The organism is Halomonas sp. ATBC28 (assembly GCF_005937175.1).
GTDB classification, from domain to species: Bacteria; Pseudomonadota; Gammaproteobacteria; order Pseudomonadales; family Halomonadaceae; genus Vreelandella; species Vreelandella titanicae.
Genome location: NZ_VCQL01000001.1, coordinates 120,371 through 143,981, shown reverse-complemented (window position 1 = coordinate 143,981; position 23,611 = coordinate 120,371). Strand labels below are relative to the sequence as shown.

Here is a 23,611-nt window from a genome sequence, read left to right as displayed (position 1 = left end):
TATCACCGGCCGCTTGGAACGACGTAGGCCGAGACTCTCTGCATAGGAGGTAAAGCGACTCTCTGCATAGAGAGTCACCCTACCCTTTAGGCAGATTCGGAGGCTTTACCTGCGTCAGCGTTCAAGGCACGATTTGCCAAGCCCGCCAGGGTGGCTTGCAGCGCTGGCGACTTATCAAGCACGCCCTGTACTGCTTTACCGTAGCCTAGGCCAGCGGTGAGTTTTTCAAACACATCGCTGTCGCCACCAATCAGTTCAAACTTGGCATTGTGCATCGCGGCAGCCATTACTTTGCCATTTTCGAGCATACCGATGCGCTGAGCTTCGATTTGCGCCATGACTTCTTTTTCGTGAACCTCCAGGTTCATACGGAACTCTTCGAAGTGGCGAGCCTCTTCGGACATATTGTCGTAAGCGCGCAGCTTCTCGACCAAGCCATTCGCTTCGGCTTTGGCCATTGCTTCTCTGGACTGTGCTTTCGCAGTGCCCAGTTTTTCCTCGCCCATGGCCTCGGCTTCAAGGCGCTGTTCAAGAATACGCACCTCCGCCAGCCCGGCATCTTCGTCAGCTTTCGCATTGGCCGTTTTAACCTCGGCAAGGGCAAAGCCTTCACTGCGCTGGGCGTGAGCACGCGCTTCCAGCACTTGCGCTTCGGCCAGCCCGTCTGCGGCGGCAAGCGCCTGTTGGCCACGCGCCTGCTTCTCTTCTGCGGCGGATTTCTTCTCTGCCACATTCAGATCGGCTTGGGCGCGAATAACCGCTTCCTCCGCTTCCAGCTTGGAGCGCTCGAAGACTGCTTCCGCGGCGCGCACCTCTTTGAGCTTGCGCTCTTCCGCTTCGGCTTGAGCAGCGGTCAAGCGAGTGACCTTCTGGCGCTCCGCCTCGGCGCGGTTGCGCACATCGTTAATGTTCTCTTCTTCTTCCGCCACGCTGCGTTCAACCGCAATGCGCTGGCTGGTAATATCGGCAATCTCTTTGCGCTCTTCTTCCAGCGCTTTTTCCATGCCGATACGTTCAATTTCTACCGCGCGCTCACGGGTCACATCCTCAAGCTCTTTTGCCTGACGAATGCGCACCTCTTCTATCTGTACCGCACGCTCACGAGCCTTAATGGCCATTTCAATCTGACGCTGCTTGTTCTCATCCGCAATAGCCAGCTCTTCATCGGTTTTAATCCGCGCGGCTTCGCTTTTCGCACGCTCTTGCTGAAGCACCTGCTCGGCTTCGGACTGCTCGCGAGACTGCAGGCTTTCGATTTCACGACGCTGACGCGCCTCGGCATCGGCCTGAGTTCGCTCAAGCTCTAATGCAGCCTCGCGAGCCGATACATTCTTGCGCTGAATTTCCAGCTCTTGGTCGCGCTCCAGGCGGTTGGTCTCAACATTGTGCCGGGCGGTAATCTCGGTGATACATTTGATACCTTCTGAATCCAGGATGTTGTTCGGATCCAAAGAGCTTTTCGGCGTCTGCTCTAAATAATCAATCGCAACGTCTTCGAGAATATAGCCATTAAGATCCTGACCAATGGTCTCAACAATGGCGTCGCGGAACTGCTGGCGCTCTTCGAAGAGCTGCATAAAGTCCATCTTTTTACCGACGGTCTTCAATGCTTCGCTGAACTTGGCGTTAAACAGCTCATTAACGGCATCGCGATCGGAGGCGCGGCCTACGCCAACGGATTTAGCAACGCGCAAGACGTCTTCGGCAGTGGCATTGACGCGTAGGTAGAATGCTACGCTAATATCGGCACGCAAATTATCGCGGCAAATCAGCCCCTCTTTCCCGGTACGATTGAGCTCCAGGGTGATCACCGACACCTTCATGGTTTCGGAACGGTGAACAACGGGCAGCACCATGGCGCCAGTAAAATAAACCTTAGGAGTCGTGGAGAGGTCATTGACGATTAACGCCTGACCTTGATCTATTTTTCGATAAAAGGCTTTAAACAGTGCCAGTATTGCAAGCAGTGCAATAACAATCACACTGACACTAACCAGTAGTGGCATGATCCACGACAAATCCATCTTTATCTCCTGCACCAAGGCAATTAATCGGCTAAGCCGGCTTCAAAATCTTTTTCAGATACCACCCAGTACGCATCTTCAGTAAACAGGTACTGAATAATGATGGCGCGCTCACCACGCACCAGCGCTGAGCCGCTTCGCACTTGCAAAATAAGATGGTCACCATCGATATGCGCATCGGCGCGGCCTTTCTCTTTTGTCACCTCTGCCGAGCGAACCGTGCATTGCTTACCTGTCAAACGCTGTTCAATAGGCAGGTGCTGAGCGGGGCGAAAAAGTGGCCGCATAGGGCGAATCAGCAAGGACGTGATAATAGTGGCGACAACAAACCCTAATATCAGCACGACGCCATTAAACACCCACAGCAACAGGCCTGGGTTTAGGTGTGTTCCTAACAACAGCATTGCGAAATAGCTAAACAGCCAGTCGGTTAATGCCAGCAGCGTAATCACTAGCGGCAGGGGAACGCCGTGCAAGCCCAGCGTTGCCAGTAAACCACCCAGCGCCAGCGAACCGCCTTCGCCAACATCACCCTCGACTACGTCGCTATCGACCAATCCCGATAGCGAAACTAACCAGTAAAGAACGGCGACACTTAGCAGTACTGTAAAGATGACGGTAGGAAAGCTGGTAATAATCGAAATAAATAAAGGCATGCGCCTGAAACCCAGTAAGGCTAAACACAAGCGCCATCAATACTGAATGCCGCCATGAGGGATCGCCCTTTTTCATCTTGTTGAGAAAGGGCTCTTCTATAAAAAGTCGTATTAAGTCGATGCCATTTATTGCTTAGGACTTTAACCCTGATAGCAACGCCGGGAAAAACTACAGCATCTCCTAGCAAAATCAATTCAGTCATCGATTTTTAAGAGATATCTTACAAACCCAATAGCGAATGTCTTACAAAATCCGGTATTTTGGGCAGAATTGCCTAAGATCGCTGACCGCCCTTTTGGTCGCCAGCAAAGTTTAGCTGTCACAGTACGCACGCACACTGAACGGGGAGTCTCTGTCAAAAGAGATATTAGAGGCTTGCTGAGAGTTTGAGTCGCCGACCCGACCACTTCCTGACCCGGAAACCGAAAGAACAAGTCCTATATTGCGCGAAACACATTCATTTTATTCGCCACACCTTAAATACGCTTTTTAGTCGTCTACACGGGTGTTATCCATTAGGATTAATGCGATGAGTCACTTCAACCCCGTCAGGAGATGCGCCCATGCTGCTTTCCACTTGGTTGCTTTTTGTTGCCGTGGCACTGGTCAGCATTGCCAGCCCCGGGCCCGCTTTTCTAGTCGCGGTGCGCAATGGCATGGCAGGAGGAGCCAAACGCGTGGCGCTTTCGTCGCTGGGCAATATCACTGGCCTACTCATACTGGCCAGTGCAGCAGTCTTGGGGCTGGGGGTGGTGTTGAACGCCTCGGAAGTGCTGTTCAACCTGCTTAAACTGGGCGGCGCAGCCTACTTGATCTACCTGGGCATTCGTCAGTGGCGCAGCAACACCTCCCTTGCGGTCTCAACCAGCCCGGCAAAACCCACTCCCAGATGGCGCACTGTCAGTGAAGGCATACTGGTCGCCATGAGCAACCCTAAGGCGATCCTGTTCTTCACTGCCCTGTTTCCACAGTTTTTGGATACGCAGCGCGCCTTGCTTCCTCAGTTCTCCATCATGGTAGGTACCTTCATGGCACTCTCCTTTGTCACCTTGATGACCTACGGCACCCTTGCCAAGCATCTCGCCCGCTGGCTGAGCAGTCGCTCGCGGGTGACATGGGTCAATCGCCTGATGGGCAGTGCTTTTATCGGATTGGGCCTATCCATTTTACGCTTACGGCAGCCGGTGTAGCGCCCTATTGATTGTGGTTGCGGGCCAACGGGCAATCATAGCGGTGACAATAACGGCAAAGAGTAGCCGTGCCCATAAAATGCCCGCTATATCGGCTCCCAGCATCAAAATCAGCAGCGTGTCTTCTATAACGCTATGGCAGAGGCCGAGAAAGCACAGTGCAAGCGTGCTATCACGTTTGCTAAGCACCCCGTTCTGCACATCCCTAATCAGCAGCCCTGCGCCATAGCTTAATCCCAACGTAAAACCAATCACCGTTACATTCGCTGCCGAACGGCCAATGCCTAATAGCTTGAGTAGCGGTAGCAAACCAAGATGAATCCAGCGCTCCAGGCCGAGCTTTTTCAGAAGTTTTAGGAGCACAATCAGCGCTAAAATAATCACAAAGATAAGCGCTAGCGTTTCAAGCTGTGCAATAGCCCAACTGCTTAGCGTTGGCGCTGTCGACAAGCTTGGTTGCCATACCAATGCTACTGGCGCTTGCAACAAACCAAAATACGAATAGAAGCAGTGCAAGAGCCAAGCAAACAGCAAAGCCCCACCTACGCGCAGGACTAACGTAGCCCACCAAGGTACGCCAGCGCGCTTGGCAACGGCCCCCTCAACAGGAATTGAGTGCCCTACCAGCATTAATGCACCCAGCACTGTCACTTGCTCGGCACTCAAGTGCATATCACCAGCTACTTGAAGAAATACCGCAATGGCGGTGTACAAGTTGGTAAAGAGCGCCGCCGCCCACACAACGCCCAACTGCTCGGGCAAACCGAGTATGCTCATTAAGGGAGCTAATACCGTTCCCAGCCAGCCGATAACACCCAAGAGCTCTAATGCTTTGACGATAAGCAATGCTGGAATCAGGATTTTGAGCAGCGTCAGGTACACGCGCAACGCGTCTTGTAATAGGTGAGTTACCCAAGCCCATAGATGATGAATCTTTATCTGCATCAAGCCCCCGTTGCCATCATTTGAACAACGGTTATGATAATGGGGCTGGCGCAGAATATTCTTTTCAATTCCGCACTAACAATCACTATTCGTTCTTTATGAGCGCAGAAAGGACATTTTATTTCATGGACGCCATTGATCGACGAATCCTTGACCAACTTCAGCGTAACTCCAGCCTGACCAACCAAGCGCTAGCGGACGAGATAGGGCTTTCACCCTCTGCCTGTTTAAAGCGCGTTAATCGATTACGCGACGCTGGAATCATTGAACGGGAGGTAGCACTACTCAACCCTGACGCCTTGGGGCAGTGCTTGCACATGGTGGTAGAAGTCACCATGGAGCGGGATAACAAATCACTCTACCAGCGTTTTTTAACAACAGCGCTGAGCGCCCCTGAAGTGAAGCAGTGCTACCAGGTAACCGGCGAGTGTGATTTTGTATTGATAGTGACAGTCGCTGATTTAGATGAGTACGACAGCTTTTGTGATCGCGTGCTCTATGGCGATGATAATCTGCGCAAGTTCCGCACGCTACTGTCGCGTAAGCGGCATAAGTTTGATACGTCTGTGCCGATGGAAAGCTTGCGCTCTACATAGCAAAATTCACTCTGCTTGAGCGATAGGATATGTCTCCCAGCCGCTTGGCGACTCATCGCCAAGCCAATATGACAATACCGCCTGACTTGCCGCGAATAACGGCGAGGGAAGAGCGCCGGGGCTAAACCAACGCCATTGAGTAAACACCTCTGGCTCAAGCAATGCTGCTTCGGCATCCTGCTTCACCGTAACTAACACTGCACCGGTAACTGTAGAGACTGAGCTACTCAGGTGTTGGGTTATCACCAGGATCTTCACACGTTGCCACTCGGTAATGCCTGTTTCTTCTGCCATTTCACGGAGGGCTGCCGTCTCAAATGACTCCCCCGCATCAACATGACCGCCGGGTAAGCACCAGCACGGCGACTCTCCATGTTTATCGCGGTATCCAAGCAGCACGGCTCCGTCCGGGCGAAGCACAATAGCGCCCACCCCGATAACAGGCTGTCCGTTATTGCCCATCAGTAACTCCTTCCTGGTTCAGCTAGTGTGCAGGCGCCCTTAAGCCGTCAGCCCAATCCCTCTTAAAATCACCGAGGTCACCGACTGCACGGCCTTTTCGAACTGCAAGTCGTCCAGTGGTTGGTCGTCGTTGAGCAGGTAGATTTGGTAGTCGAAATCCGCGTAGTGCTGGGTGGAGGCCCAAATCATATAAAGAAGGTAGGAAGGCTCGACGGGGTTGATTTGACCTGACTCGACCCACTCGCGAATTTTCGACTCCTTAAGCTTGGCCCATTCGTAAAGGTTGTCGCGCAGGCGCTCCTTAAGAATCGGCGCGCCCTGCATGACTTCGGCCGCCCAAACTTTCGAGCCGTGGGCGCGGTTGCGGGAGTGGTTCATCTTGGCGCGAATATAGGTGGAAAGCACGACACGAGGATCATCGTAGAGCTCGAAGCAGAGCGCATCCTGTTTCCACACCTCGAGAAGCTCTAACAGAACATCTTGATACAACGCATTTTTGGTCGAGAAGTAGTAGTGCACGTTGGACTTGGGGATCTCTGCCAGTTGTGCGATTTCGCCCATGGAAGCACCTGCATAGCCCTTTTCGGCAAACAACTGCTCTGCCGCCTGGAGAATCTTTTTTACGTTGGTTTGCCGAATTTCGTCCTGGGTTCTCGCCACGCTGTTCTCGTCCCTATACGTCTGAAGTACGCACCAAAAAAAGCACCATCGCAGAGCGACGGTGCTGAGAAGATGTCCTAGTTACTCTAAGACGTCAACTTTGATTGTTGGGGAACGAGAACTCGGCCCGGGTGGCCTCGCTCACCGACGGCCAGCGCTGGGAGACCGCCTTGCGGCGAGTATAGAAGCGCACCGAGTCCGGCCCGTAGGCGTGAAGATCCCCAAACAGCGAGCGCTTCCAACCACCAAAGCTGTGGTACGCCACGGGCACCGGGAGCGGCACATTCACGCCCACCATGCCAACCTCGATACCATCGGTAAAGCGGCGGGCGGCTTCGCCATCGCGGGTGAACAGGCAGGTGCCGTTGCCATACTCGTGGTCGTTGATCAGTTGCATGGCGTCATCCAGGCTACCCACGCGCACCACGCAAAGCACCGGCCCAAAGATCTCTTCCTGGTAGATGCGCATTTCGGCGGTGACGTTATCGAACAAGCAGCCGCCCACGAAATAGCCCTCTTCATAGCCTGAGACTTGAAGGTCGCGACCATCGGCAACCAGTGTCGCGCCAGCCTTTACGCCATCTTCGATGTAGCCGAGGACTTTATCCCGGTGCTCAGCGGTCACCAGCGGCCCCATATCCAGATCCCGCTTGGTGCCGGGGCCGACTTTTAATTGAGCGATTTTAGGAAGTAGGGTTTCAACCAAACGGTCTGCGGTCTCGTCGCCCACGCATACCGCTACCGAGATCGCCATGCAGCGCTCGCCGCAACTACCAAACGCTGCGCCCATTAATGTGTTGGCGGCGTTTTCCAGGTCGGCATCCGGCAGCACCACGGCGTGGTTCTTCGCCCCACCTAACGCCTGAACGCGCTTACCCGCGGCGGAACCACGAGAGTAGATCGCCTCAGCCACTGGCGTTGAGCCGACAAAGGAAATGGCTTTAACGGCCTTGGCATCCAGCAGCGTTTCCACCGCTTCGCGACCGCCGTGGACTACATTCATTACACCTTTGGGTAGCCCCGCTTCTTGAAGCAGTTCGGCTACTGCCATGGCCGCCGAAGGGTCTTTCTCCGAAGGCTTCAATATAAACGTATTACCGCAGGCAATCGCCATGGGGTACATCCACAGCGGCACCATGGCGGGGAAGTTAAACGGGGTGATACCTGCCACCACACCCAATGGCTGGAAGTTTGACCAGGCATCAATGCCCGGCCCTACATTGTGGGAATACTCTCCTTTGAGCAGCTCTGGCACCCCACAGGCGTACTCGACGTTCTCAATGCCGCGCTTGAGTTCGCCCATGGCGTCTTCGGGAGTTTTGCCGTGCTCTTCACTGACCAGTTGCACCAAGCGGTTAGCGTTATCTTCGAGCAATTGCTTAAAGCGGTACATCACCTGGGCACGCTTAGCGGGCGGCGTATCGCGCCAGGCAGGAAACGCCGCCTGGGCGGCGGCTATGGCTCGCTCTACATCAGCGGTATTAGCATCCGCCACTTGACGAATTACCTTCCCGGTCGAAGGATTGGTGACATCCAGCGTACGCTGACTATCGACTAGTTCACCATTGATGAGGTGGGAAACAACACTCATATTTAAACTCTCTGAAATTTAGATCAGTCGGTTATGCCAATGAATCTTAGGCTAACGAATCCAGGGTGGTGGCGACGGCGTCGAACAGCCGTTCGAGCTCAGCCTCGGTGGAGCCAAAGGGAGGCCCAAACTGCAGCGTGTCGCCGCCGTAGCGCACGTAGAAGCCAGCCTCCCACAGCGCCATATGAGCATCCCTTGGGCGAATAATGGGGTCGCCTTCCCGGGGCGTTAGCTGAATGGCACCGGCCAAGCCGTAGTTACGAATATCGACAACGTGATTGCGCCCTTTCAAGGCGTGTAGCTTCTGCTCAAAGGTAGGTGCGATGGCGCTGACCTGGGCTGGGAAGTTTTCTCGCTCCATCATTTCAAGCGCCGCTAGCCCCGCAGCGCAAGCCACTGGGTGGGCGCTATACGTATACCCATGGGAGAACTCAACGGCGTGCTGGGGGCCGCCCGCGTGCATGAAGGTGTCGAAAATCTCGCTGGAAGCAATCACCGCGCCCATGGGGATCGCACCGTTGGTGATCTGCTTGGCCACGTTCATGATATCCGGCGTCACGCCAAAGGCTTCGGCGCCGGTGGTCGCACCACTGCGGCCAAAGGCGGTGATCACTTCGTCAAAGATCAGCAGAATATCGTGGGCACTGCAGATCTCACGCAGCCGATCCAGATAGCCTTTAGGTGGCACGATCACCCCCGCCGAGCCGGACATCGGCTCAACGATCACCGCTGCAATGGTTGAAGCGTCGTGCAGGGCGATTTGATCCAACAGCGCATCGGCAAGCTCGGCACCGGTTTCCGCTTGACCACGGGTGTAAGCATGGCCCGCTTGTAACGTATGCGGCAGATGCGATACATCCAGCAACTGACCGTAGTGTTTACGATTACCACCGATACCGCCCAGGCTGGTGCCGCCAATATTCACCCCATGATAGCCCTTGGCGCGGCCGATCATACGAGTCTTCTCCGGCTTGCCTTTTAAACGCCAGTAGGCTTTGGCCATCTTGACTGAGGTATCGGCGGCTTCAGATCCTGAGTTGGTGAAAAATACATGATCCAGCCCGGCAGGCGTGAGGCTAGCCACCTTTTCCGCCAGCTTGAACGCCAGCGGATGACCAATTTGAAAACCGGGGGCAAAATCGAGGCTGCCGAGCTGCGCCGCCACGGCTTTCTGGATCGCTTCGCGGTTATGACCAGCGCCGCAGGTCCAAAGCCCGGAAAGCGAATCAAACAGCTTACGGCCCTGATCATCAATGTAGTAACGCCCTTCCGCCCCGGCGATAACGCGCGGGTTAGCACGAAAATCGCGGTTGGCGCTAAACGGCATCCAATAGTGCTGGTTAAGCGCCGTTTTTGAGGGCGTCTCTGCTGACGGGGCACTCGAGGTTTCAGCGGGGGTTTTGCTTTTTATTCCAAACATGGTGTCCAGCTCCATCGCTATAGGGCATTGCCTCAGCATGCGCCACCAGACACGTTTATAAAATTACGCTCTTCTTTTGTTCACGTTAGAGAATTTATACGTAACAAGGCATCTAGCCATGCTTCTTGACCTTGACGCCGGTTAAAAAAGCACCTAATCATTATATTTATACGAATAAATACAATAAATCTATGGAGCACTCCCAACCAGTAATTGGCACCTATAACGATGCTTCCAAGAAGCTCGCTGTTGGTGGCTGCGTACTGAAAATACCGTTCACAAACTCAATATAAACAATTCACTATGGACATAGGGCAAACTCGCTATGAAGTATTTAACTCCCCTCAAGCTGTCGATTTACAGCGTCATGCTTTTCAGTTTCTTTATGCTGGAAAGCCCCGTCATTATGCTGGCTAACCGGATAGAGCCCCTGTTGATGGGTATCCCTTTCCTGTTGGTGTGGAACTTGTTTTGGTGGTTTGTGCTAACGGCGCTTTTTTTGGTGGCCTATTTCACCAACTGGGGCAGCCCAACATCGACACCGGAAAGCGCCACTAAACAACACTAAGACGGGGGATTAAACATGACCGGCAGTCTATTAATTATTGCGGCATTTATGATTATCCCCTTGATGGTGGGGGTTCTATCAGCACGCCAATCGCAAGAAACCAGTGAAGACTTTTTTGTTCAAGGTCGCGCCATGGGCAGTATTGCGGTATTTTTCACCGTGGCGGCAACCTGGTGGAGTGCCTTTGCCTTCCTTGGCTCTAATGCCACCTTTTATACCAATGGGCCGGTATTTCTTACCGCACTAGCCTGGAACCTGCTGTTTGGTTTTATGTACTACTGGATCGGTAAGCGAGTGTGGTTTCTAGGTAAGCGATTCAATTACTTAACCCCTTCAGATTTAATTGGCGACTTTTACAACAGCGAGGCGCTGCGCATTACCGTTGCCGCGATTACGCTGATTTTCACCGTGCCTTATTTGCAGATTCAGCTAACCGGGGGCGCCTACTTAATCGAAGTTGCCTCCGGTGGTTTGATTCCGTTCTGGCTCGCCGCGCTGCTGTTCTACTTCATCATTATTATCTACGTATGGATTGGCGGCATCCGCGCCATCGCCTGGACCGACGTTATTTATGGCGCGCTGCTGTTCTTTGGCATGCTGTACGCGGGCTACTATATTTCCAACCAGGTAGGCGGGCCAGCAGCGCTATTTAGCCAGCTTCAGCAAACATCTCCCGAACACCTCACCATGCCCGGACCTAACGGTACGATGGGCTACCCCATGTGGTTCTCGCTGTTTGCCATTACCGCCATTGGTGCCTTTATGGGCCCGCAGATCTGGCTACGTATGTACTCGGTCAAACACGGCAAGCTGTTTAATTTAATGCCGTTTCTACTCGGTTTGGCAGCCTTTGCCTATGTGGGCTCGGTGCTGTCTGGTTACTCCGGGGTGCTGCTTGAGCCCGATGTGGAAAATCCCGATCAAATCCTGCCCATCATGTTAATGGATTACGCCCCTTACCTGCTTGCCTCGCTGATTATGGCGGCAGGCGCTTCGGCCGCTATGTCTACGGCCAACTCACAAATTCACGCGGTCTCCACCGTCGTCACGATGGATATCTACAAGCGCTATGTAAACCGGGAAGCAAGCCAAGCGCGGATCGTTTATATCGGTCGTTTATCGTTAGTAGGCTTCTCTCTGGCAGCTTACATCATGGCGCTTACCGTTCCTGGCGTGTTGGTGACTATCGGCATTGCGGCGCTGGCGGGCACCGCACAGCTGGTTATTCCCACCATCGGCGCTATCAGCTGGAAAAAAGCCCATCCCACTGCGGCGCTCGCTGGGCTTTGGGCTGGCGTTGCCTGTGTACTACTGATGACCTTTGGCCCGCTAAGCGCACCTTTTGGCTACCATGCAGGTATTTGGGGGCTATTGCTGAATGCGGCGCTGTTTGTAGGCCTAAGCTATGCGCTGCACCGCCGCGATACAGCAGTAGTGGAACGGTTTACCCAGGCACGCTACGACTACGATGCTGAGTACCACCCTGAACGTTTGCCCGCCCATACCCAAGAAGTATCCAGCAGCGCTAACCACAGCTAAGGAGTGTGTTGATGACTCAAGCCCCTGTTTCAAAAACAGTTTCAACCTCTGGCCCAGCTTCAAGGCGCCGACCCAAGCTTGCCGAGCTGATTAGCGACGACATCAAGCGCTGGATTGCCGCCGAGTCACTGGGAGAAGGCGACCGGCTACCGAACGAAAAAGCGCTAATGGAGCTATACGGTAGCGCCAAGGCCACCGTGCGTGAAGCGCTTAAGATTCTTGAGGTTGAGGGGCTTATTACCTTAAAAACCGGGCCTAAAGGGGGCGCGGTGATCAACCAACCAGGCATGGAACCCGCCAGTCGAATGTTGCGTAACTTCCTGCATTTTCAGCAGTTGGATGGCAAGCAGGTTTATCAGTTGCGCAAACTGTTGGAAGTAGAACTGGCGGCATCAGTGGTGGGAAGGCTAACCGAGCACGACTTTCAGCAGTTGGAAGCAAATATGTCGGCCTGCGCCTGCTGCGCGAGCGATGAAGAGGATCACCGCCACCAGCGCTTTTTGGAGCTGGAGTTTCACCAACTGTTGGCGCGTGTCTGCCCTAACCCTTTGCTCGCGTTTATGTGCCAGTTTTTAAACGACATGCTGCGTGATTTGGTAGTGATAAAGAAAGCTTACGTGCCCGAACGCAAGCAGTTCGATCACGCCAATCAGGACTACCACCGCCTGCTGGTGGACGCCTACCGCGCTGAAGATACTCAGCGTGTGCGTCAGGTAATGGCCGAACATATGGCCGATGCCGAGCTTCATATGAGCGCACTGGAAGCGGAAATGGCCGCGCAAATGCTGATCAGCAATGATTCTCCCAACCTTCAGAACCATCGATCCAAGCTACATGACTTACCAACGGAAAACCTGTCCGTTTAACCTTGCGAGGATACTGAGATGAACACCTACGTTTCGCCAACAACTGATATCACCAGCCTACGTACCGACAGCGACCGCCTCTGGGAAGCACTAATGGAGATGGCCAAACTAGGCGCCACTCCTAAAGGCGGCGTCAATCGTCAGGCGCTTACCGATCTAGAACGTCAGGGGCGTGATCTATTTATTCAATGGTGTCGCGCCGAGGGCTGCACGATTCGCATTGATAATATCGGCAATATTTTTGCCCGCCGAGAAGGCAGCGACCCCAACGCCAAAGCAGTGATGGCAGGCAGCCACTTGGATAGCCAGCCTACCGGCGGCAAGTACGACGGCTGTTTTGGCGTGCTCTCCGGTCTGGAAGTGATTCGCACCCTTAACCAGCACAACATCACCACACAATCCCCTATCGAAGTCGTCGCCTGGACCAACGAAGAGGGTTGCCGCTTCCCGCCCTGCATGATGGGCTCAGGTGTGTTTAGTGGCGTGCTTGAGTTTGACGCCATGATGGCGCGTACCGACACTGATGGCGTCACGGTCAGCGATGCCCTGGACGCCATTCACTACCGTGGTAGCGATGAAGTCTCGCCACACGAAATCAAAGCCTACTTTGAACCTCATATCGAGCAAGGCCCTATTCTTGAAGACACCGCCACCACCATTGGTGTGGTTATCGGTGGGCTTGGTCAGAAGTGGTTTGATTTAACCCTGACCGGACTTGAAGCCCACGCAGGCCCCACGCCGATGAACCTACGCCGGGATGCCATGATGGGTGCAGCCGAAGTCGCCCAAGCGCTCAACCGTATCGCTTTCGATCATCAGCCCCACGGTCGCGGCACGGTGGGCTGCATGACGCTGCACCCCGGTTCGCGCAATGTGATTCCCGGTCAGGTCAAAATGACTCTGGATATGCGTCACTGGGAGCCTGAAGCGCTTGAGACAATGGGTCAGGCAGTCGCCGCCGCTGTTGAAGAGATTTGCCAGCGCCATGGCCTTGAATACCACCTGGAACCCACTGCCAATTTCGCCCCTGAATACTTCGACAAAGCGTGCGTGGACGCAGTACGCCAAAGTGCAGAGCACCTCGAACTTTCCCATATGGATATCATTAGCGGTGCAGGCCACGATGCGATGTTTGTCGGCCGTGTTGCTCCCGCCGCGATGATCTTTATTCCCTGCAAGGATGGCATCAGTCACAACGAGATCGAAAGTGCGACACCAGAGCATGTCCACGCAGGCTGCAATGTGTTGCTCCACGCCATGCTGAATGCCGCTGGCATCGTCAGCAGCGTTGGCGGAACAGGGGAGTAACGATGGCCGAGACGTTTGGAACACTCACGGCAGTCGACGCATTGGCGCGCTTTGGCGAGGGTTCTCTCTCGCCAGAAACGCTGATTGATGACTGCTTGGCACGGATTACCCGCGATAACCCCAAGGTAAATGCGTTTACCTGTGTGAACGAGGTAGAAGCCCGGCGTTTGGCAGCAGAATCTGCACAGCGCTGGCAGGCAGGTACGCCGCTTGGCCCGCTGGACGGAATACCTGTCACCATCAAGGATTTAACCTTAACCAAAGACCTGCCTACACGGCTGGGCTCGACAACCACGTCACCGGATGGCCCTTGGGAGGTGGATGCACCGATCAGCCGCCATCTACGCAACGCCGGGGCTATCGTAATCGGCAAAACCACCTCACCGGAGTTTGGCTGGAAAGGCGTCACCGATAACCCACTCCACGGTATCACTCGCAACCCGTGGAATACGCAACTCACGCCGGGTGGCTCATCGGGTGGCGCGGGGGCCGCCGCTGCGCTTAACCTGGGCCTGCTGCACCAAGGTAGCGACGCAGGGGGCTCTATCCGCATACCGTGCAGTTTTACCGGCACTTTTGGTATTAAACCGACCTTTGGCTGGGTGCCCCAGTGGCCCGCCAGCACCATGAGTACGCTCTCCCACTTGGGGCCAATGACCCGTACCGCTGCTGATAGCGCACTAATGCTTAGCGTAATGGCGCAGCCTGATGTTCGGGATGGCTACTCCGGCAACCCGCTTGGGCCAGACTGGCTAACGCCCCCACCTGCTGACCTACGCGGCTGGCGAATCGCCTTTAGCACTGACCTTGGCTATGTAGAGGTAGCCCCGGATATTGCCCAGCGGGTTGAGGAAGCCGTTGCCCATTTAGAAGTATTGGGCGCGACGGTAGAGCGAATTGACCCTGGCTTTAGTGATCCGCTTAAGACGTTTAATACGCTCTGGTTTGCGGGAGCCACTCAAGCGCTCGAAAAACTGGACGAACAGCAGCAGGCGGCCCTCGACCCAGGGTTTCTGGATATCGCAAGGCGCGGGCAGGATGTCTCGCTTTCCGCCTACCTCGCCGCCCGACGTGAGCGCAGCGAATTAACGGCGCAGATGGCGGCGTTTCATCAGCGCTATGATTTGCTGGTCACGCCTACGATGCCCATTGCGCCCTTTGCCGCGGGCCACAACGTGCCACCGGGCGAGCGCTATAAAGACTGGATGGACTGGACGCCGTTTAGCTACCCCTTCAATCTCACCCAACAGCCCGCCGCCTCCATGCCTTGCGGGCTGGACAGCCAAGGGTTGCCGGTAGGCTTGCACCTTGTAGCAGGCAAATACCAAGATCTAAAAGTACTGCATGCCGCTCAGCTGCTTGAGCGCTATTTGCCAACACTCACACCAACGGGAATGGCATAACTACGCGGGTTGGCTACTTGTTGGCCAACTGCGCCCGCGCCAGCTCAGCAAACTGCTTGCGGGAGGGCTTAAAGCCTACCCCTGGCGGCCAGGCCAGCCAGGCATCGGGCACCATAAAGCCGGGTAAGGCTTCGCGCACCCAGACATTTAGCGCTTGTTTCGATACGGCCTCGCCGTGCCAGTCGATAAATGCCACCGGGCGCTCGCCCCACTCGGGGTGGGGTACTGCTACCACAAGCGCCTGAGCAATGCCGGGGTGGTCAACCAAGCGCTGTTCTATACTTTCCGGCTGGATATTCTCGCCACCGGAGATAAAGCCGTTATCGAGCCGCCCTTCCACCACCAGCGCACCTTCCGCATTGAAGTGGCCCTTGTCGCGGGTGGCAAACCAGCCTTCGTCATTGAGGGCTGGATCAACCTTGCCATTATTCAAATAACCGCAGAACAGGGTCTCGCCACGCACCTGTATCTCACCCTCAACAATCCTCACTTCACGACCCGGCAGTGGCCTGCCGACAACGCCCGGTGCGGTGGGAATACCGGTGCAGACCTGGCTGGCCATCTCGGATAGCCCATAGCTAACCTTCGGCGTCAGCCCCAGTGATGTCATCTTCGCCACCAACGGTGCGGGAATCGCTGCGCCGCCCAGCAACAGTTGCCGCAACTGAGTGCGCTGGGGCGAAAAGCCCGACTTCAGCAGCCGCCAAAGCTGGGTGGGTACCAGAGAAAGGTGCGTGATTGACTGCTGCTCAAGACGCGCAGGAAGCATGTATGGGTCGTCATCAAGAATCACCCGCCCACCGGCGAGAAAAACGCGAAACGGAATAGTATAGCCACCGATATGAAACAGCGGCAGCGAAAGCAGCCAGCCACTGTTTTGATCAACCGGAATAAACGACGCCGAGCCTCGCGCGGAGGCCAAGTGATTGGCCACACGATGCAGCACCGCCTTGGGCGTGCCGCTGGAGCCGGAGGTAAAAATCGTGTTGCACAGCTGGTTGCTATCCAGCGCCGGTGGCTCTCTCACATCGGCTTCCGTCAAAAAATCGAAGCTAACCGGTGTAAGCTCGGCAGGGTAATGATGGTCGCTTTCCGTTTGGCAAACCCGCCCAGCCTGCAAGCGTTTGGCTAGAGTGAGCTGCTGGGAAATAGGGAACACAGGGTTAAACGGACAAAAAACAACCCCTGCCCGTAGGCAGGCCCACGCCAACAGCAAGGATTTAAGAGCCCCTTTAGCGGGCACAACTAAGCGATCACCGGGCACAAAACCTGCGCGCTTCAGTTGCTGCGCTAAAGACGCCACCCGGCGATTGAGGGTTCGGTAGCTAAGACGCACGGAGCCAGCCTCTACTGCAATATGCTCGGGGGTCTCTTTAGCCCAGTAGTGAATGGGGCAGGTGTCTGTCATGCTGAATTTTCCATTTTAGAGAGACAGTGCACGTTTTCTGTCATCACTTCGCCCGTGGTAGTGATCAAACGCTCGGTGAGCCAATGGCCCGTATCCAGTCCCGGCGGCTCATGGGGTGCCCACTCGCTGGCCAGCCGACTCAACAGCCCAAGACCTAAATCGGATTCAAAGCTGGAGGAGATCACCACGCGAAGATTACCCGCCCGTGCCCGTTGAACGAGTGCTTCGCAGTCGCTTAGCGAGCCGATTAGCGTGGGTTTGATTACCAAGGCTTTGAGCTGTGGGTGGCAGTACCACTCTTCCCGGCGGGATAGCGTTTCATCCAGGGCAATGGCCACCCCCGTTGCTTCTGCCACGGCGATGGTGTCAGCAAAGGCAGCGCAGGGCTCTTCCAGGTAGTCGATCTGTTTAAGGGGTAGGCGCTCACAGAAGCGCTGGGCTTCTTCCCGCGTCCAGCCGCCGTTGGCATCCAACATCAGCTTGGTGGTGGGTAGCCGGGCAGCAAGCTGTTCGATCAGCGCCAATTCCTCTTTCATAGCATAGCGTGCCACTTTCAGCTTGAGCCGAGACGGTGGCGAGGCTTGCCAATCGGCGGTTGAAAGAGACTGGATCAGCGCGGCAGGCGCTCCCTGGAGCAGCAGATAGGGTGGTAAAGGCGCAGGAAGATTGAGCGGCCAAGAGCGTTGGGCGCAGTCGAGCCCAAACTGCACCGATGGCAGCATTGGGGAGACTATTTCGCCTCGGCTCAAAGCAGACAAACAGGCCAAACTTTCAGCTTCAGCTTCCGCCAGGGTTTCCGTTGAGAAGCCAGGCAACGGGGCTATCTCGCCCCACTGGCCATTGATGGAAACGAGTAGCCCTTCTCTGCTGACCAGCCGCTGGCCTTTAAACATCAGCGGCTGGCGAAACGGTAGCGAGTAGCGGTAAAGCGCCAGCTGCATTACGGGTTGCGCGGGTAACGGGTGAAGTCCGGGCGGCGCTTTTCGTTAAAGGCGTTACGACCCTCCTGCCCCTCTTCGGTCATGTAGTAGAGCATGGTGGCATTGCCCGCCAGCTCTTGAAGCCCGGCCTGGCCGTCGCAGTCGGCATTGAGTGCAGCTTTCAGGCAACGCAGTGCCATAGGGCTATGCTGCAGCATTTCCCGGCACCAACGCACACTCTCTTTTTCTAGCTCGTCTAGCGGCACCACGTGGTTGACTAGCCCCATTTCCAGCGCTTGGGCGGCGCTGTACTGGCGGCACAGAAACCAGATTTCCCGGGCCTTTTTTTGGCCCACAATGCGCGCCATATACGAGGCGCCGTAGCCGCCATCGAAGGAGCCGACTTTAGGGCCGGTCTGGCCAAAGATGGCGTTATCGGCGGCGATGGTCAGGTCGCACATCATATGCAGCACGTGACCGCCGCCGATGGCATAACCCGCCACTATGGCGATAATAGGTTTCGGACAGGTACGAATATCGCGCTGGAAATCCAGCACGTTGAGGTGGTGGGTACCCTCTTCATCCTGGTAGCCGCCGTAGTCGCCACGGATGCGCTGATCACCGCCGGAACAGAACGCTTTATCGCCGGCACCGGTGAGAATAATCGCACCAATGGTGCTGTCGTGGCGGGCGCGGTTAAGCGCTTGGGCCATCTCGCTCACCGTTAACGGGCGAAAGGCGTTGCGCACTTCGGGGCGGTTGATGGTGATGCGCGCAATGCCATCGGCAGTGGTGTAATACAAGATATCCTGATAGCCATCTGAGCGATCCTGCCACTCTACCGGCGCATAGAGTTCTGATTCAGTGAGTCCGTTAATCATGCCAGTCTCTTTTTCTTTGTCAGGTTTTTTAGTTAGTTTTTCTTTATCAGGGATGGGGTGTTTGCAGTGAATCGCTTAAGCCAGCATACCTGTAACGACTAAGCCCAGCGCCACAATGCTTAACAGCGCAGCCCCACCGTACATCAGTTTTTTGTTAAGTGCGTCATTGCCCACGCTGATATCAAACATCCCATGGCGCAGGCGGTGGGCGGCATGAAAAAGCGGCAGACACACCACCGCGCCAACAAATAGAAAACCCGGTACGCTAAACAGCAGCGATGATGCCCGCTCATAGCTCAGCGCCCCAGCAGGCAGCAGGCCCAAAGGCAGTAGAACGGCGATAAACAGAATCACGGCGGGCAGTAAAACTGCGAAACAGACGCCGCCCGCGCTAAATAACCCCCACCAAAGTGGCTCATCAAAAGCTTGTTTATGCTGAACATCATGTTTGTGCATGTTCATGCTCCACTCCTCCCCAATAGCCAGAAAAACAGCAGCGCGACCACGACTACGCCCGCCCACTGCCCAGCAACAATGGCCTGATCGGGCAGGCTATGCCCGGCGATACGAATCGGCATTACCCGCGGGAACAGCACAAAGAAGGTGGCGGCGTGAAACAGGCTGGCGGCCAGCGCCAGAAGATTAAGCACTAATACGATGGGAGAGCCCATAAAGGCGATCCACCCCTGCCAACTCTCCGCCCCTTGAAGAAGAGCGACCATACCTGCGAGTAAACAGAGCGTGAAAAACACCAGCGGCAGCACCGTGGCTTCGCGCAGCATATAGAGTTTAAAAAAGCGGTGCTTCAGCCACCAATTGCGTTTCAGCGGCGGCAGGCGTTGCGATGATGATTTATCCATGATGTTCCTCCCCTACCCTTTAAACAGCGCAATAAGCGTGTGTTTGGCTGCTTCGACCTTGCCCTGATTGACCGCAGCGGCGGGGTCAACGTGTTTGGGGCACACTTTTGAACAGAAGCCCACAAAGGTGCAGCTCCACACCCCGTCGTGGCGGTTAAGCTCGGCCATGCGCTGTTTTTTTCCGTGATCTCGGCTGTCCAGGTTGTAACGGTGAGCCAGCGTTAGCGCCGCCGGCCCAAGGAACTCAGGGTTCAGCCCGAACTGCGGGCAGGCCGAGTAGCAGAGACCGCAATTAATGCAGTTAGCGAACTGCTTGTAGCGCTCCAGCTGCTCCGGCGTCTGTTGATAGGTTTCCGGCGCACTGGGGTCGTAAGGTTTTACGGGGTTGTCATCAATAAGGTAGGGCTTCACCGCCGCCAGGTGTTCAAGGAAGATCTCCATATCCACCACCAGATCCCGCTGCACGGGGAAGTGTGCCAACGGCTCGATACTAATATCGCCCTCGTAATCGCGCAGGAAGGTTTTGCAGCCGAGCTTGGGAATGCCGTTCACCATGACCCCGCAGGAGCCACAAATCGCCATACGGCACGACCAGCGGTAGCTCAGGGTGCTATCGAGCTGCTCCTTGATATGGTTGAGGGCATCCAGCAGCGAGGTACTGTCATCCACCGGCAGGTCATACGCCTGCCAGTACGTCTCAGTCGAGTTATCAGGCAGGTAGCGTTTGACGCTAATATGCTTGGTGCTGACATTCTTCGTACTGATTAAGTTAGTACTCATCTGATCGATACTCATGCCTTCTCCCCCTTGCCCGCATCGCCATAGGCCCGCTCCGCCGGGGCGGAGAATTGCACATCGACGTCCTGCCAGCGCAGTTCGGCATGGACATCGCCTTGGTAAAAGACCTGGCTATGCTTGAGGTAGTTAACGTCATCGCGTTTCTGCATGCCTTCATCCAAGCGCTGGTGGGCACCGCGGGACTCACGGCGCTCAAGCGCGCCCAAACAAGACGCTTCGGCAATATCCAGTCCACACTCCAGTTCAAGACATTCCAATAACTCAGTGTTGAAGATCTTGCTGGTATCGTTAACGCGGATCTCGTTGAAGCGCGCACGCAGTTGGCGCATGGTATCCAGCGAATGGCGCATGCCCTCTTCGGTGCGGTAAATCCCACAGCCGCTCTCCATGGCCTGCACCATGGCGTGCTTGAGTTCCACCCAGTTCTCGCCGCTCCCCGTTCCGTCACAGAGCCGCAGCAGCTTGGCTTGCTGGCAGTCGCCCTGGGCTTCCAGCAGGCGCTCATCGGCCCACTCGGTTTGTGCTGCGCGCTTGCTTGCCTGCTCACCGGCCAGGCGGCCAAACACCAACAGCTCCGTCAGCGAGTTAGAGCCCAATCGATTGGCGCCGTGCAGACCCACCGAAGCACACTCCCCGGCGGCGTAGAGCCCAGCAATGGAGGTTTCGCACTGTGGATTGGTTTCAATACCGCCCATGGTGTAGTGAACCGCTGGGCGAATGGGGATGGGCACTTTCACCGGGTCGACGTTGATATAGGATTTGGCCAGCTCGCAGATAAACGGTAGGCGCTCCAGAATGTACTTTTCACCCAAGTGACGCAGATCGAGATAGACCACATCGCTGTCGCCAAACTTACCGGTGCGGCCTGCCTGCTGCTCCTGCCAGAAGGCCTGGGAGAGTTTGTCCCGCGGGCCCAGCTCCATATACTTGTTTTCCGGTTTACCCAGCGGCGTTTCCGGGCCAAGGCCATAATCCTGCAGATAACGATAGCCCTCTTTATTGAGCAGAATACCGCCTTCCCCCCGGCACGCTTCAGTAATCAAAATGCCGGAGCCGGGCAAGCCGGTGGGGTGGTATTGAACAAACTCCATGTCCCGCAGCGCCACACCATGGCGGTAGGCCATCGCCATACCGTCGCCAGTGACAATGCCCGCATTGGTGTTGAAACGGAATAAACGCCCCGCGCCGCCGGTGGCCAAAATCACCGCTTTGGCGCGCAGCACGGTTAATTCGCCAGTGGCTATTTGTAGGGCAATCACGCCAATCACAGCACCTTCGTGTACCGCCAAGTCGAGCACGAAGTATTCGTCGAAACGCTCGATCTCAGGGTATTTCAGCGAAGTCTGAAACAGGGTGTGAAGCATATGGAAGCCGGTTTTATCGGCGGCGAACCAAGTGCGGGCGGTTTTCATCCCCCCAAAGCGGCGCACCTGCACCTGACCATCGTCCTTACGGCTCCAAGGACAGCCCCAGCGCTCCATCTGCACCAGCTCTTGATAGGCGTGGTGAACAAAGTAGTCAGCCACCCCCTGCTCAACCAGCCAGTCACCGCCGGAAACGGTGTCATCAAAATGCGCCTGATGTGAATCTTCGGCACTTGTGACGGCAGCCGCACCGCCTTCCGCCGCCACGGTATGCGAGCGCATGGGGTACACCTTGGACAGCAGCGCAATACGTTGCGGGGTGTTGTGCTCTTTAGCGTGCTCGGCAGCCCCAATGGCAGCACGCAAGCCTGCGCCACCCCCACCGACAATCACGATATCGAAATCTCGCTGCTGCATGACGTTTCCTTCCGTTAGCCAAGTCAAAGGTGGTGGTAGCGACACTCTTCGGTGCCCTTTCATTCTTCGAACTTACCACGCTATTGGCAGGCCCTGCTCATTAGTCCAAAGAACTATTGACGTGCGTCAAGCAAGTAGAAAATCGACTAGGTATTGCTGTTACCCGCGTGCCACAGGCCCTACTCTTCAAGCCACTCACTGCAGGGCAGATACCTATCCGCCAGGCAATAAAAACAGCAAGAAAGACTAAAGAGAGGTGCAGCATGACAACCAATGCCCAACCCTCGCCACGATGGAAACTGTTAGCACCGTTAGCAGTCGCTATTATCGTCGCGCTGATACCTACACCCGAGGGGCTAGCGCCTCACGCGTGGTACTTTTTCGCCATCTTCCTTGGCTGCGTGGTTGGCTTGATTCTCGAGCCCTTACCTGGGGCGGTGGTCGGCCTGATCGGCGTTACCCTGGTGGCACTGCTTTCAAGGTGGGTGCTGTTCTCTCCGGAGCAACTGACGGCTGACGGATTCAGTGCCGCTAACCAAGCATTCTCATGGGCGGTGTCGGGCTTTACCAACTCTACGGTATGGCTAATTTTTGGTGCCTTTATGTTTGCCTTGGGGTATGAGAAAACCGGCCTGGGCAGGCGGATATCGCTCTGGCTCGTCAAAGCCATGGGGAAGCGTACTTTAACCCTGGGTTATGCGGTGATGATTGCCGATGGCATTCTGGCGCCGTTTACGCCTTCCAATACGGCGCGCAGTGCGGGCACGATCTATCCGGTCATTCGTAACCTGCCGCCGCTTTACGATTCGCATCCCAACGACCCTAGCATGAAGCGCATGGGCAGCTTTTTGATGTGGACCGCGCTTGCTTCTACCTGCGTCACTAGCTCGCTGTTTTTGACCGCTCTGGCCCCGAACTTACTGGCCATCGCGCTAACTGAAAGCGCGACCGGTATTCATATCAACTGGGGGCAGTGGTTTATGGCGGTAGCACCAGCCGGCATTTTGCTGCTTCTGCTAGTTCCGCTGCTGAGCTACTGGCTATGCGCGCCCGAAGTAAAAGCGGGTAATGAAATTTCCGACTGGGCAGGGCAGGAGTTAACCAAGCTGGGGGCACTGACTCGCCATGAAATGATGCTGGTCATTATGGTGGTCTCCGCCCTGCTGCTGTGGATTTTCGCGGGCGACATTATCTCTGGGTCATTGGTGGGCTTAGTGGTGATCTGCGGTATGTTGTTAACCGGCATTGTGACCTGGAGCGATATTCTCGATAACCGAGCCGCTTGGAATACCTTTGTGTGGTTTGCCACCCTGGTGGCGCTCGCGGGTGGGCTGAGCCTAGTGGGGTTTGTTAACTGGTTTGGCAGCGTGGTGGGCGGGCAGATAAGCCACTTTGACCCGCTGATGGCCATGGTGGCGCTGGTAGTTATTTTCTACCTGCTGCACTACTTCTTTGCCAGCGTGACAGCCCACGTTACTGCTCTGCTGCCGGTAATTCTGGCGGCGGCGTCGGGGATTGCCGGGCTGGATATGCAGATGTTTATCCTGCTGCTACTGCCCACACTGGGCTTTATGGGCATTCTCACCCCTTACGGCACAGGGCCAAGCCCGGTTTACTACGGCAGCGGCTACTTACCCAGCGCACTGTTTTGGCGGCTAGGGGCGATCTTTGGGCTGCTGTTCCTGGTGGTTTGGCTGGTGATTGGCCTGCCTTGGTTAATGCTGATCAGCTGAT

The 23,611-nt window shown here is 55.6% G+C and carries 22 protein-coding genes; 8 read left to right on the top strand and 14 right to left on the bottom strand.

Going from position 1 to position 23,611, the window contains the following annotated elements; translation table 11 throughout:
- Positions 1 to 86 precede the first annotated feature (86 nt).
- The gene (locus E0L35_RS00675) at positions 87 to 2,024 is read right to left on the bottom strand and encodes a hypothetical protein (protein ID WP_138799310.1); all 1,938 of its coding nucleotides are present in this window, start codon (positions 2,022 to 2,024) and stop codon (positions 87 to 89) included.
- A 23-nt stretch (positions 2,025 to 2,047) separates the two neighbouring features.
- On the bottom strand, positions 2,048 to 2,680 hold the full coding sequence (locus E0L35_RS00670; protein ID WP_138799309.1) for a hypothetical protein: 633 nt from the start codon (positions 2,678 to 2,680) through the stop codon (positions 2,048 to 2,050).
- Between the two features lie 564 nt (positions 2,681 to 3,244).
- Here E0L35_RS00670 and E0L35_RS00665 point away from each other — a divergent pair.
- The gene (locus tag E0L35_RS00665) at positions 3,245 to 3,871 is read left to right on the top strand and encodes a LysE family translocator (protein WP_138799308.1); all 627 of its coding nucleotides are present in this window, start codon (positions 3,245 to 3,247) and stop codon (positions 3,869 to 3,871) included.
- Here E0L35_RS00665 and E0L35_RS00660 read toward each other — a convergent pair.
- Complete coding sequence (locus E0L35_RS00660; RefSeq protein WP_138799307.1) at positions 3,854 to 4,816, bottom strand: nucleoside recognition domain-containing protein; 963 nt, start codon at positions 4,814 to 4,816, stop codon at positions 3,854 to 3,856. The genes E0L35_RS00665 and E0L35_RS00660 overlap by 18 nt on opposite strands.
- A 125-nt stretch (positions 4,817 to 4,941) precedes the next feature.
- Between E0L35_RS00660 and E0L35_RS00655 the strand changes: the two genes are divergently transcribed.
- The gene (locus tag E0L35_RS00655) at positions 4,942 to 5,412 is read left to right on the top strand and encodes an Lrp/AsnC family transcriptional regulator (RefSeq protein WP_138799306.1); all 471 of its coding nucleotides are present in this window, start codon (positions 4,942 to 4,944) and stop codon (positions 5,410 to 5,412) included.
- 6 nt (positions 5,413 to 5,418) lie between these two features.
- Here the strand turns inward: E0L35_RS00655 and E0L35_RS00650 are convergent, their stop codons facing one another.
- The 4 genes from E0L35_RS00650 to E0L35_RS00635 form a co-directional block, all read right to left on the bottom strand.
- Positions 5,419 to 5,874: an NUDIX domain-containing protein gene (locus tag E0L35_RS00650; RefSeq protein ID WP_039857320.1), complete on the bottom strand. Its 456-nt coding sequence runs from the start codon at positions 5,872 to 5,874 to the stop codon at positions 5,419 to 5,421.
- A gap of 39 nt (positions 5,875 to 5,913) precedes the next feature.
- The gene (locus tag E0L35_RS00645; protein WP_027957058.1) at positions 5,914 to 6,534 is read right to left on the bottom strand and encodes a TetR/AcrR family transcriptional regulator; all 621 of its coding nucleotides are present in this window, start codon (positions 6,532 to 6,534) and stop codon (positions 5,914 to 5,916) included.
- A 94-nt stretch (positions 6,535 to 6,628) separates the two neighbouring features.
- A complete protein-coding gene (locus E0L35_RS00640) occupies positions 6,629 to 8,125 on the bottom strand; it encodes a CoA-acylating methylmalonate-semialdehyde dehydrogenase (protein WP_138799305.1) in 1,497 nt (498 codons plus the stop codon).
- A gap of 46 nt (positions 8,126 to 8,171) precedes the next feature.
- On the bottom strand, positions 8,172 to 9,545 hold the full coding sequence (locus E0L35_RS00635; RefSeq protein WP_138799304.1) for an aspartate aminotransferase family protein: 1,374 nt from the start codon (positions 9,543 to 9,545) through the stop codon (positions 8,172 to 8,174).
- A 325-nt stretch (positions 9,546 to 9,870) separates the two neighbouring features.
- On the opposite strand from E0L35_RS00635, the gene E0L35_RS00630 reads away from it, so the two are divergent.
- Genes E0L35_RS00630 through E0L35_RS00610 form a run of 5 tightly spaced genes read left to right on the top strand, consistent with a single transcriptional unit; the run spans position 9,871 to position 15,229 of the window.
- Positions 9,871 to 10,113, top strand: coding sequence for a hypothetical protein (locus tag E0L35_RS00630; RefSeq protein ID WP_041158699.1), 243 nt, complete (start codon positions 9,871 to 9,873; stop codon positions 10,111 to 10,113).
- Positions 10,114 to 10,128: 15 nt separating this feature from the next.
- Complete coding sequence (locus E0L35_RS00625; protein WP_138799303.1) at positions 10,129 to 11,652, top strand: sodium:solute symporter family protein; 1,524 nt, start codon at positions 10,129 to 10,131, stop codon at positions 11,650 to 11,652.
- Positions 11,653 to 11,663: 11 nt separating this feature from the next.
- Positions 11,664 to 12,518 (top strand): FCD domain-containing protein, encoded by an 855-nt coding sequence (locus tag E0L35_RS00620; protein ID WP_138799302.1) that lies wholly within the window; start codon positions 11,664 to 11,666, stop codon positions 12,516 to 12,518.
- 18 nt (positions 12,519 to 12,536) lie between these two features.
- Positions 12,537 to 13,826, top strand: a complete 1,290-nt coding sequence (locus E0L35_RS00615) for a Zn-dependent hydrolase (RefSeq protein ID WP_138799301.1) — start codon at positions 12,537 to 12,539, stop codon at positions 13,824 to 13,826.
- Between the two features lie 2 nt (positions 13,827 to 13,828).
- On the top strand, positions 13,829 to 15,229 hold the full coding sequence (locus tag E0L35_RS00610; RefSeq protein WP_138799300.1) for an amidase: 1,401 nt from the start codon (positions 13,829 to 13,831) through the stop codon (positions 15,227 to 15,229).
- A 13-nt stretch (positions 15,230 to 15,242) separates the two neighbouring features.
- Here E0L35_RS00610 and E0L35_RS00605 read toward each other — a convergent pair whose 3' ends face one another.
- From E0L35_RS00605 to frdA, 7 genes are all read right to left on the bottom strand, one after another.
- The gene (locus E0L35_RS00605; protein ID WP_138799299.1) at positions 15,243 to 16,637 is read right to left on the bottom strand and encodes an AMP-binding protein; all 1,395 of its coding nucleotides are present in this window, start codon (positions 16,635 to 16,637) and stop codon (positions 15,243 to 15,245) included.
- Complete coding sequence (gene menC, locus E0L35_RS00600; RefSeq protein ID WP_138799298.1) at positions 16,634 to 17,578, bottom strand: o-succinylbenzoate synthase; 945 nt, start codon at positions 17,576 to 17,578, stop codon at positions 16,634 to 16,636. The genes E0L35_RS00605 and menC overlap by 4 nt, the downstream gene beginning before the upstream one ends.
- The gene (gene menB / locus E0L35_RS00595) at positions 17,578 to 18,438 is read right to left on the bottom strand and encodes a 1,4-dihydroxy-2-naphthoyl-CoA synthase (protein WP_138799297.1); all 861 of its coding nucleotides are present in this window, start codon (positions 18,436 to 18,438) and stop codon (positions 17,578 to 17,580) included. Before menB ends, menC begins: the two co-directional genes overlap by 1 nt.
- Before the next feature lie 75 nt (positions 18,439 to 18,513).
- The gene (frdD, locus tag E0L35_RS00590) at positions 18,514 to 18,900 is read right to left on the bottom strand and encodes a fumarate reductase subunit FrdD (protein WP_138799296.1); all 387 of its coding nucleotides are present in this window, start codon (positions 18,898 to 18,900) and stop codon (positions 18,514 to 18,516) included.
- Positions 18,897 to 19,298, bottom strand: a complete 402-nt coding sequence (locus tag E0L35_RS00585; protein WP_138799295.1) for a fumarate reductase subunit C — start codon at positions 19,296 to 19,298, stop codon at positions 18,897 to 18,899. The genes frdD and E0L35_RS00585 overlap by 4 nt, the downstream gene beginning before the upstream one ends.
- A 12-nt stretch (positions 19,299 to 19,310) precedes the next feature.
- Positions 19,311 to 20,093: a succinate dehydrogenase/fumarate reductase iron-sulfur subunit gene (locus tag E0L35_RS00580; RefSeq protein ID WP_138799294.1), complete on the bottom strand. Its 783-nt coding sequence runs from the start codon at positions 20,091 to 20,093 to the stop codon at positions 19,311 to 19,313.
- On the bottom strand, positions 20,090 to 21,877 hold the full coding sequence (gene frdA, locus E0L35_RS00575) for a fumarate reductase (quinol) flavoprotein subunit (RefSeq protein ID WP_138799293.1): 1,788 nt from the start codon (positions 21,875 to 21,877) through the stop codon (positions 20,090 to 20,092). The genes E0L35_RS00580 and frdA overlap by 4 nt, the downstream gene beginning before the upstream one ends.
- 263 nt (positions 21,878 to 22,140) lie before the next feature.
- Between frdA and E0L35_RS00570 the strand changes: the two genes are divergently transcribed.
- On the top strand, positions 22,141 to 23,610 hold the full coding sequence (locus E0L35_RS00570) for an anion permease (RefSeq protein WP_138799292.1): 1,470 nt from the start codon (positions 22,141 to 22,143) through the stop codon (positions 23,608 to 23,610).
- Position 23,611 lies beyond the last annotated feature (1 nt).

Coding starts and splice junctions, on each gene's coding strand:
- E0L35_RS00620 (WP_138799302.1), top strand. CDS start 11,664: ATGACTCAAGCCCCTGTTTCAAAAACAGTTTCAACCTCTGGCCCAGCT.
- menB (WP_138799297.1), bottom strand. CDS start 18,438: ATGATTAACGGACTCACTGAATCAGAACTCTATGCGCCGGTAGAGTGG.
- E0L35_RS00585 (WP_138799295.1), bottom strand. CDS start 19,298: ATGGATAAATCATCATCGCAACGCCTGCCGCCGCTGAAACGCAATTGG.
- menC (WP_138799298.1), bottom strand. CDS start 17,578: ATGCAGCTGGCGCTTTACCGCTACTCGCTACCGTTTCGCCAGCCGCTG.
- E0L35_RS00625 (WP_138799303.1), top strand. CDS start 10,129: ATGACCGGCAGTCTATTAATTATTGCGGCATTTATGATTATCCCCTTG.
- E0L35_RS00610 (WP_138799300.1), top strand. CDS start 13,829: ATGGCCGAGACGTTTGGAACACTCACGGCAGTCGACGCATTGGCGCGC.
- E0L35_RS00570 (WP_138799292.1), top strand. CDS start 22,141: ATGACAACCAATGCCCAACCCTCGCCACGATGGAAACTGTTAGCACCG.
- E0L35_RS00660 (WP_138799307.1), bottom strand. CDS start 4,816: ATGCAGATAAAGATTCATCATCTATGGGCTTGGGTAACTCACCTATTA.
- E0L35_RS00630 (WP_041158699.1), top strand. CDS start 9,871: ATGAAGTATTTAACTCCCCTCAAGCTGTCGATTTACAGCGTCATGCTT.
- frdD (WP_138799296.1), bottom strand. CDS start 18,900: ATGAACATGCACAAACATGATGTTCAGCATAAACAAGCTTTTGATGAG.
- E0L35_RS00605 (WP_138799299.1), bottom strand. CDS start 16,637: ATGACAGACACCTGCCCCATTCACTACTGGGCTAAAGAGACCCCCGAG.
- E0L35_RS00635 (WP_138799304.1), bottom strand. CDS start 9,545: ATGTTTGGAATAAAAAGCAAAACCCCCGCTGAAACCTCGAGTGCCCCG.
- E0L35_RS00665 (WP_138799308.1), top strand. CDS start 3,245: ATGCTGCTTTCCACTTGGTTGCTTTTTGTTGCCGTGGCACTGGTCAGC.
- E0L35_RS00580 (WP_138799294.1), bottom strand. CDS start 20,093: ATGAGTATCGATCAGATGAGTACTAACTTAATCAGTACGAAGAATGTC.
- E0L35_RS00640 (WP_138799305.1), bottom strand. CDS start 8,125: ATGAGTGTTGTTTCCCACCTCATCAATGGTGAACTAGTCGATAGTCAG.
- E0L35_RS00670 (WP_138799309.1), bottom strand. CDS start 2,680: ATGCCTTTATTTATTTCGATTATTACCAGCTTTCCTACCGTCATCTTT.
- E0L35_RS00615 (WP_138799301.1), top strand. CDS start 12,537: ATGAACACCTACGTTTCGCCAACAACTGATATCACCAGCCTACGTACC.
- frdA (WP_138799293.1), bottom strand. CDS start 21,877: ATGCAGCAGCGAGATTTCGATATCGTGATTGTCGGTGGGGGTGGCGCA.
- E0L35_RS00655 (WP_138799306.1), top strand. CDS start 4,942: ATGGACGCCATTGATCGACGAATCCTTGACCAACTTCAGCGTAACTCC.
- E0L35_RS00650 (WP_039857320.1), bottom strand. CDS start 5,874: ATGGGCAATAACGGACAGCCTGTTATCGGGGTGGGCGCTATTGTGCTT.
- E0L35_RS00675 (WP_138799310.1), bottom strand. CDS start 2,024: ATGGATTTGTCGTGGATCATGCCACTACTGGTTAGTGTCAGTGTGATT.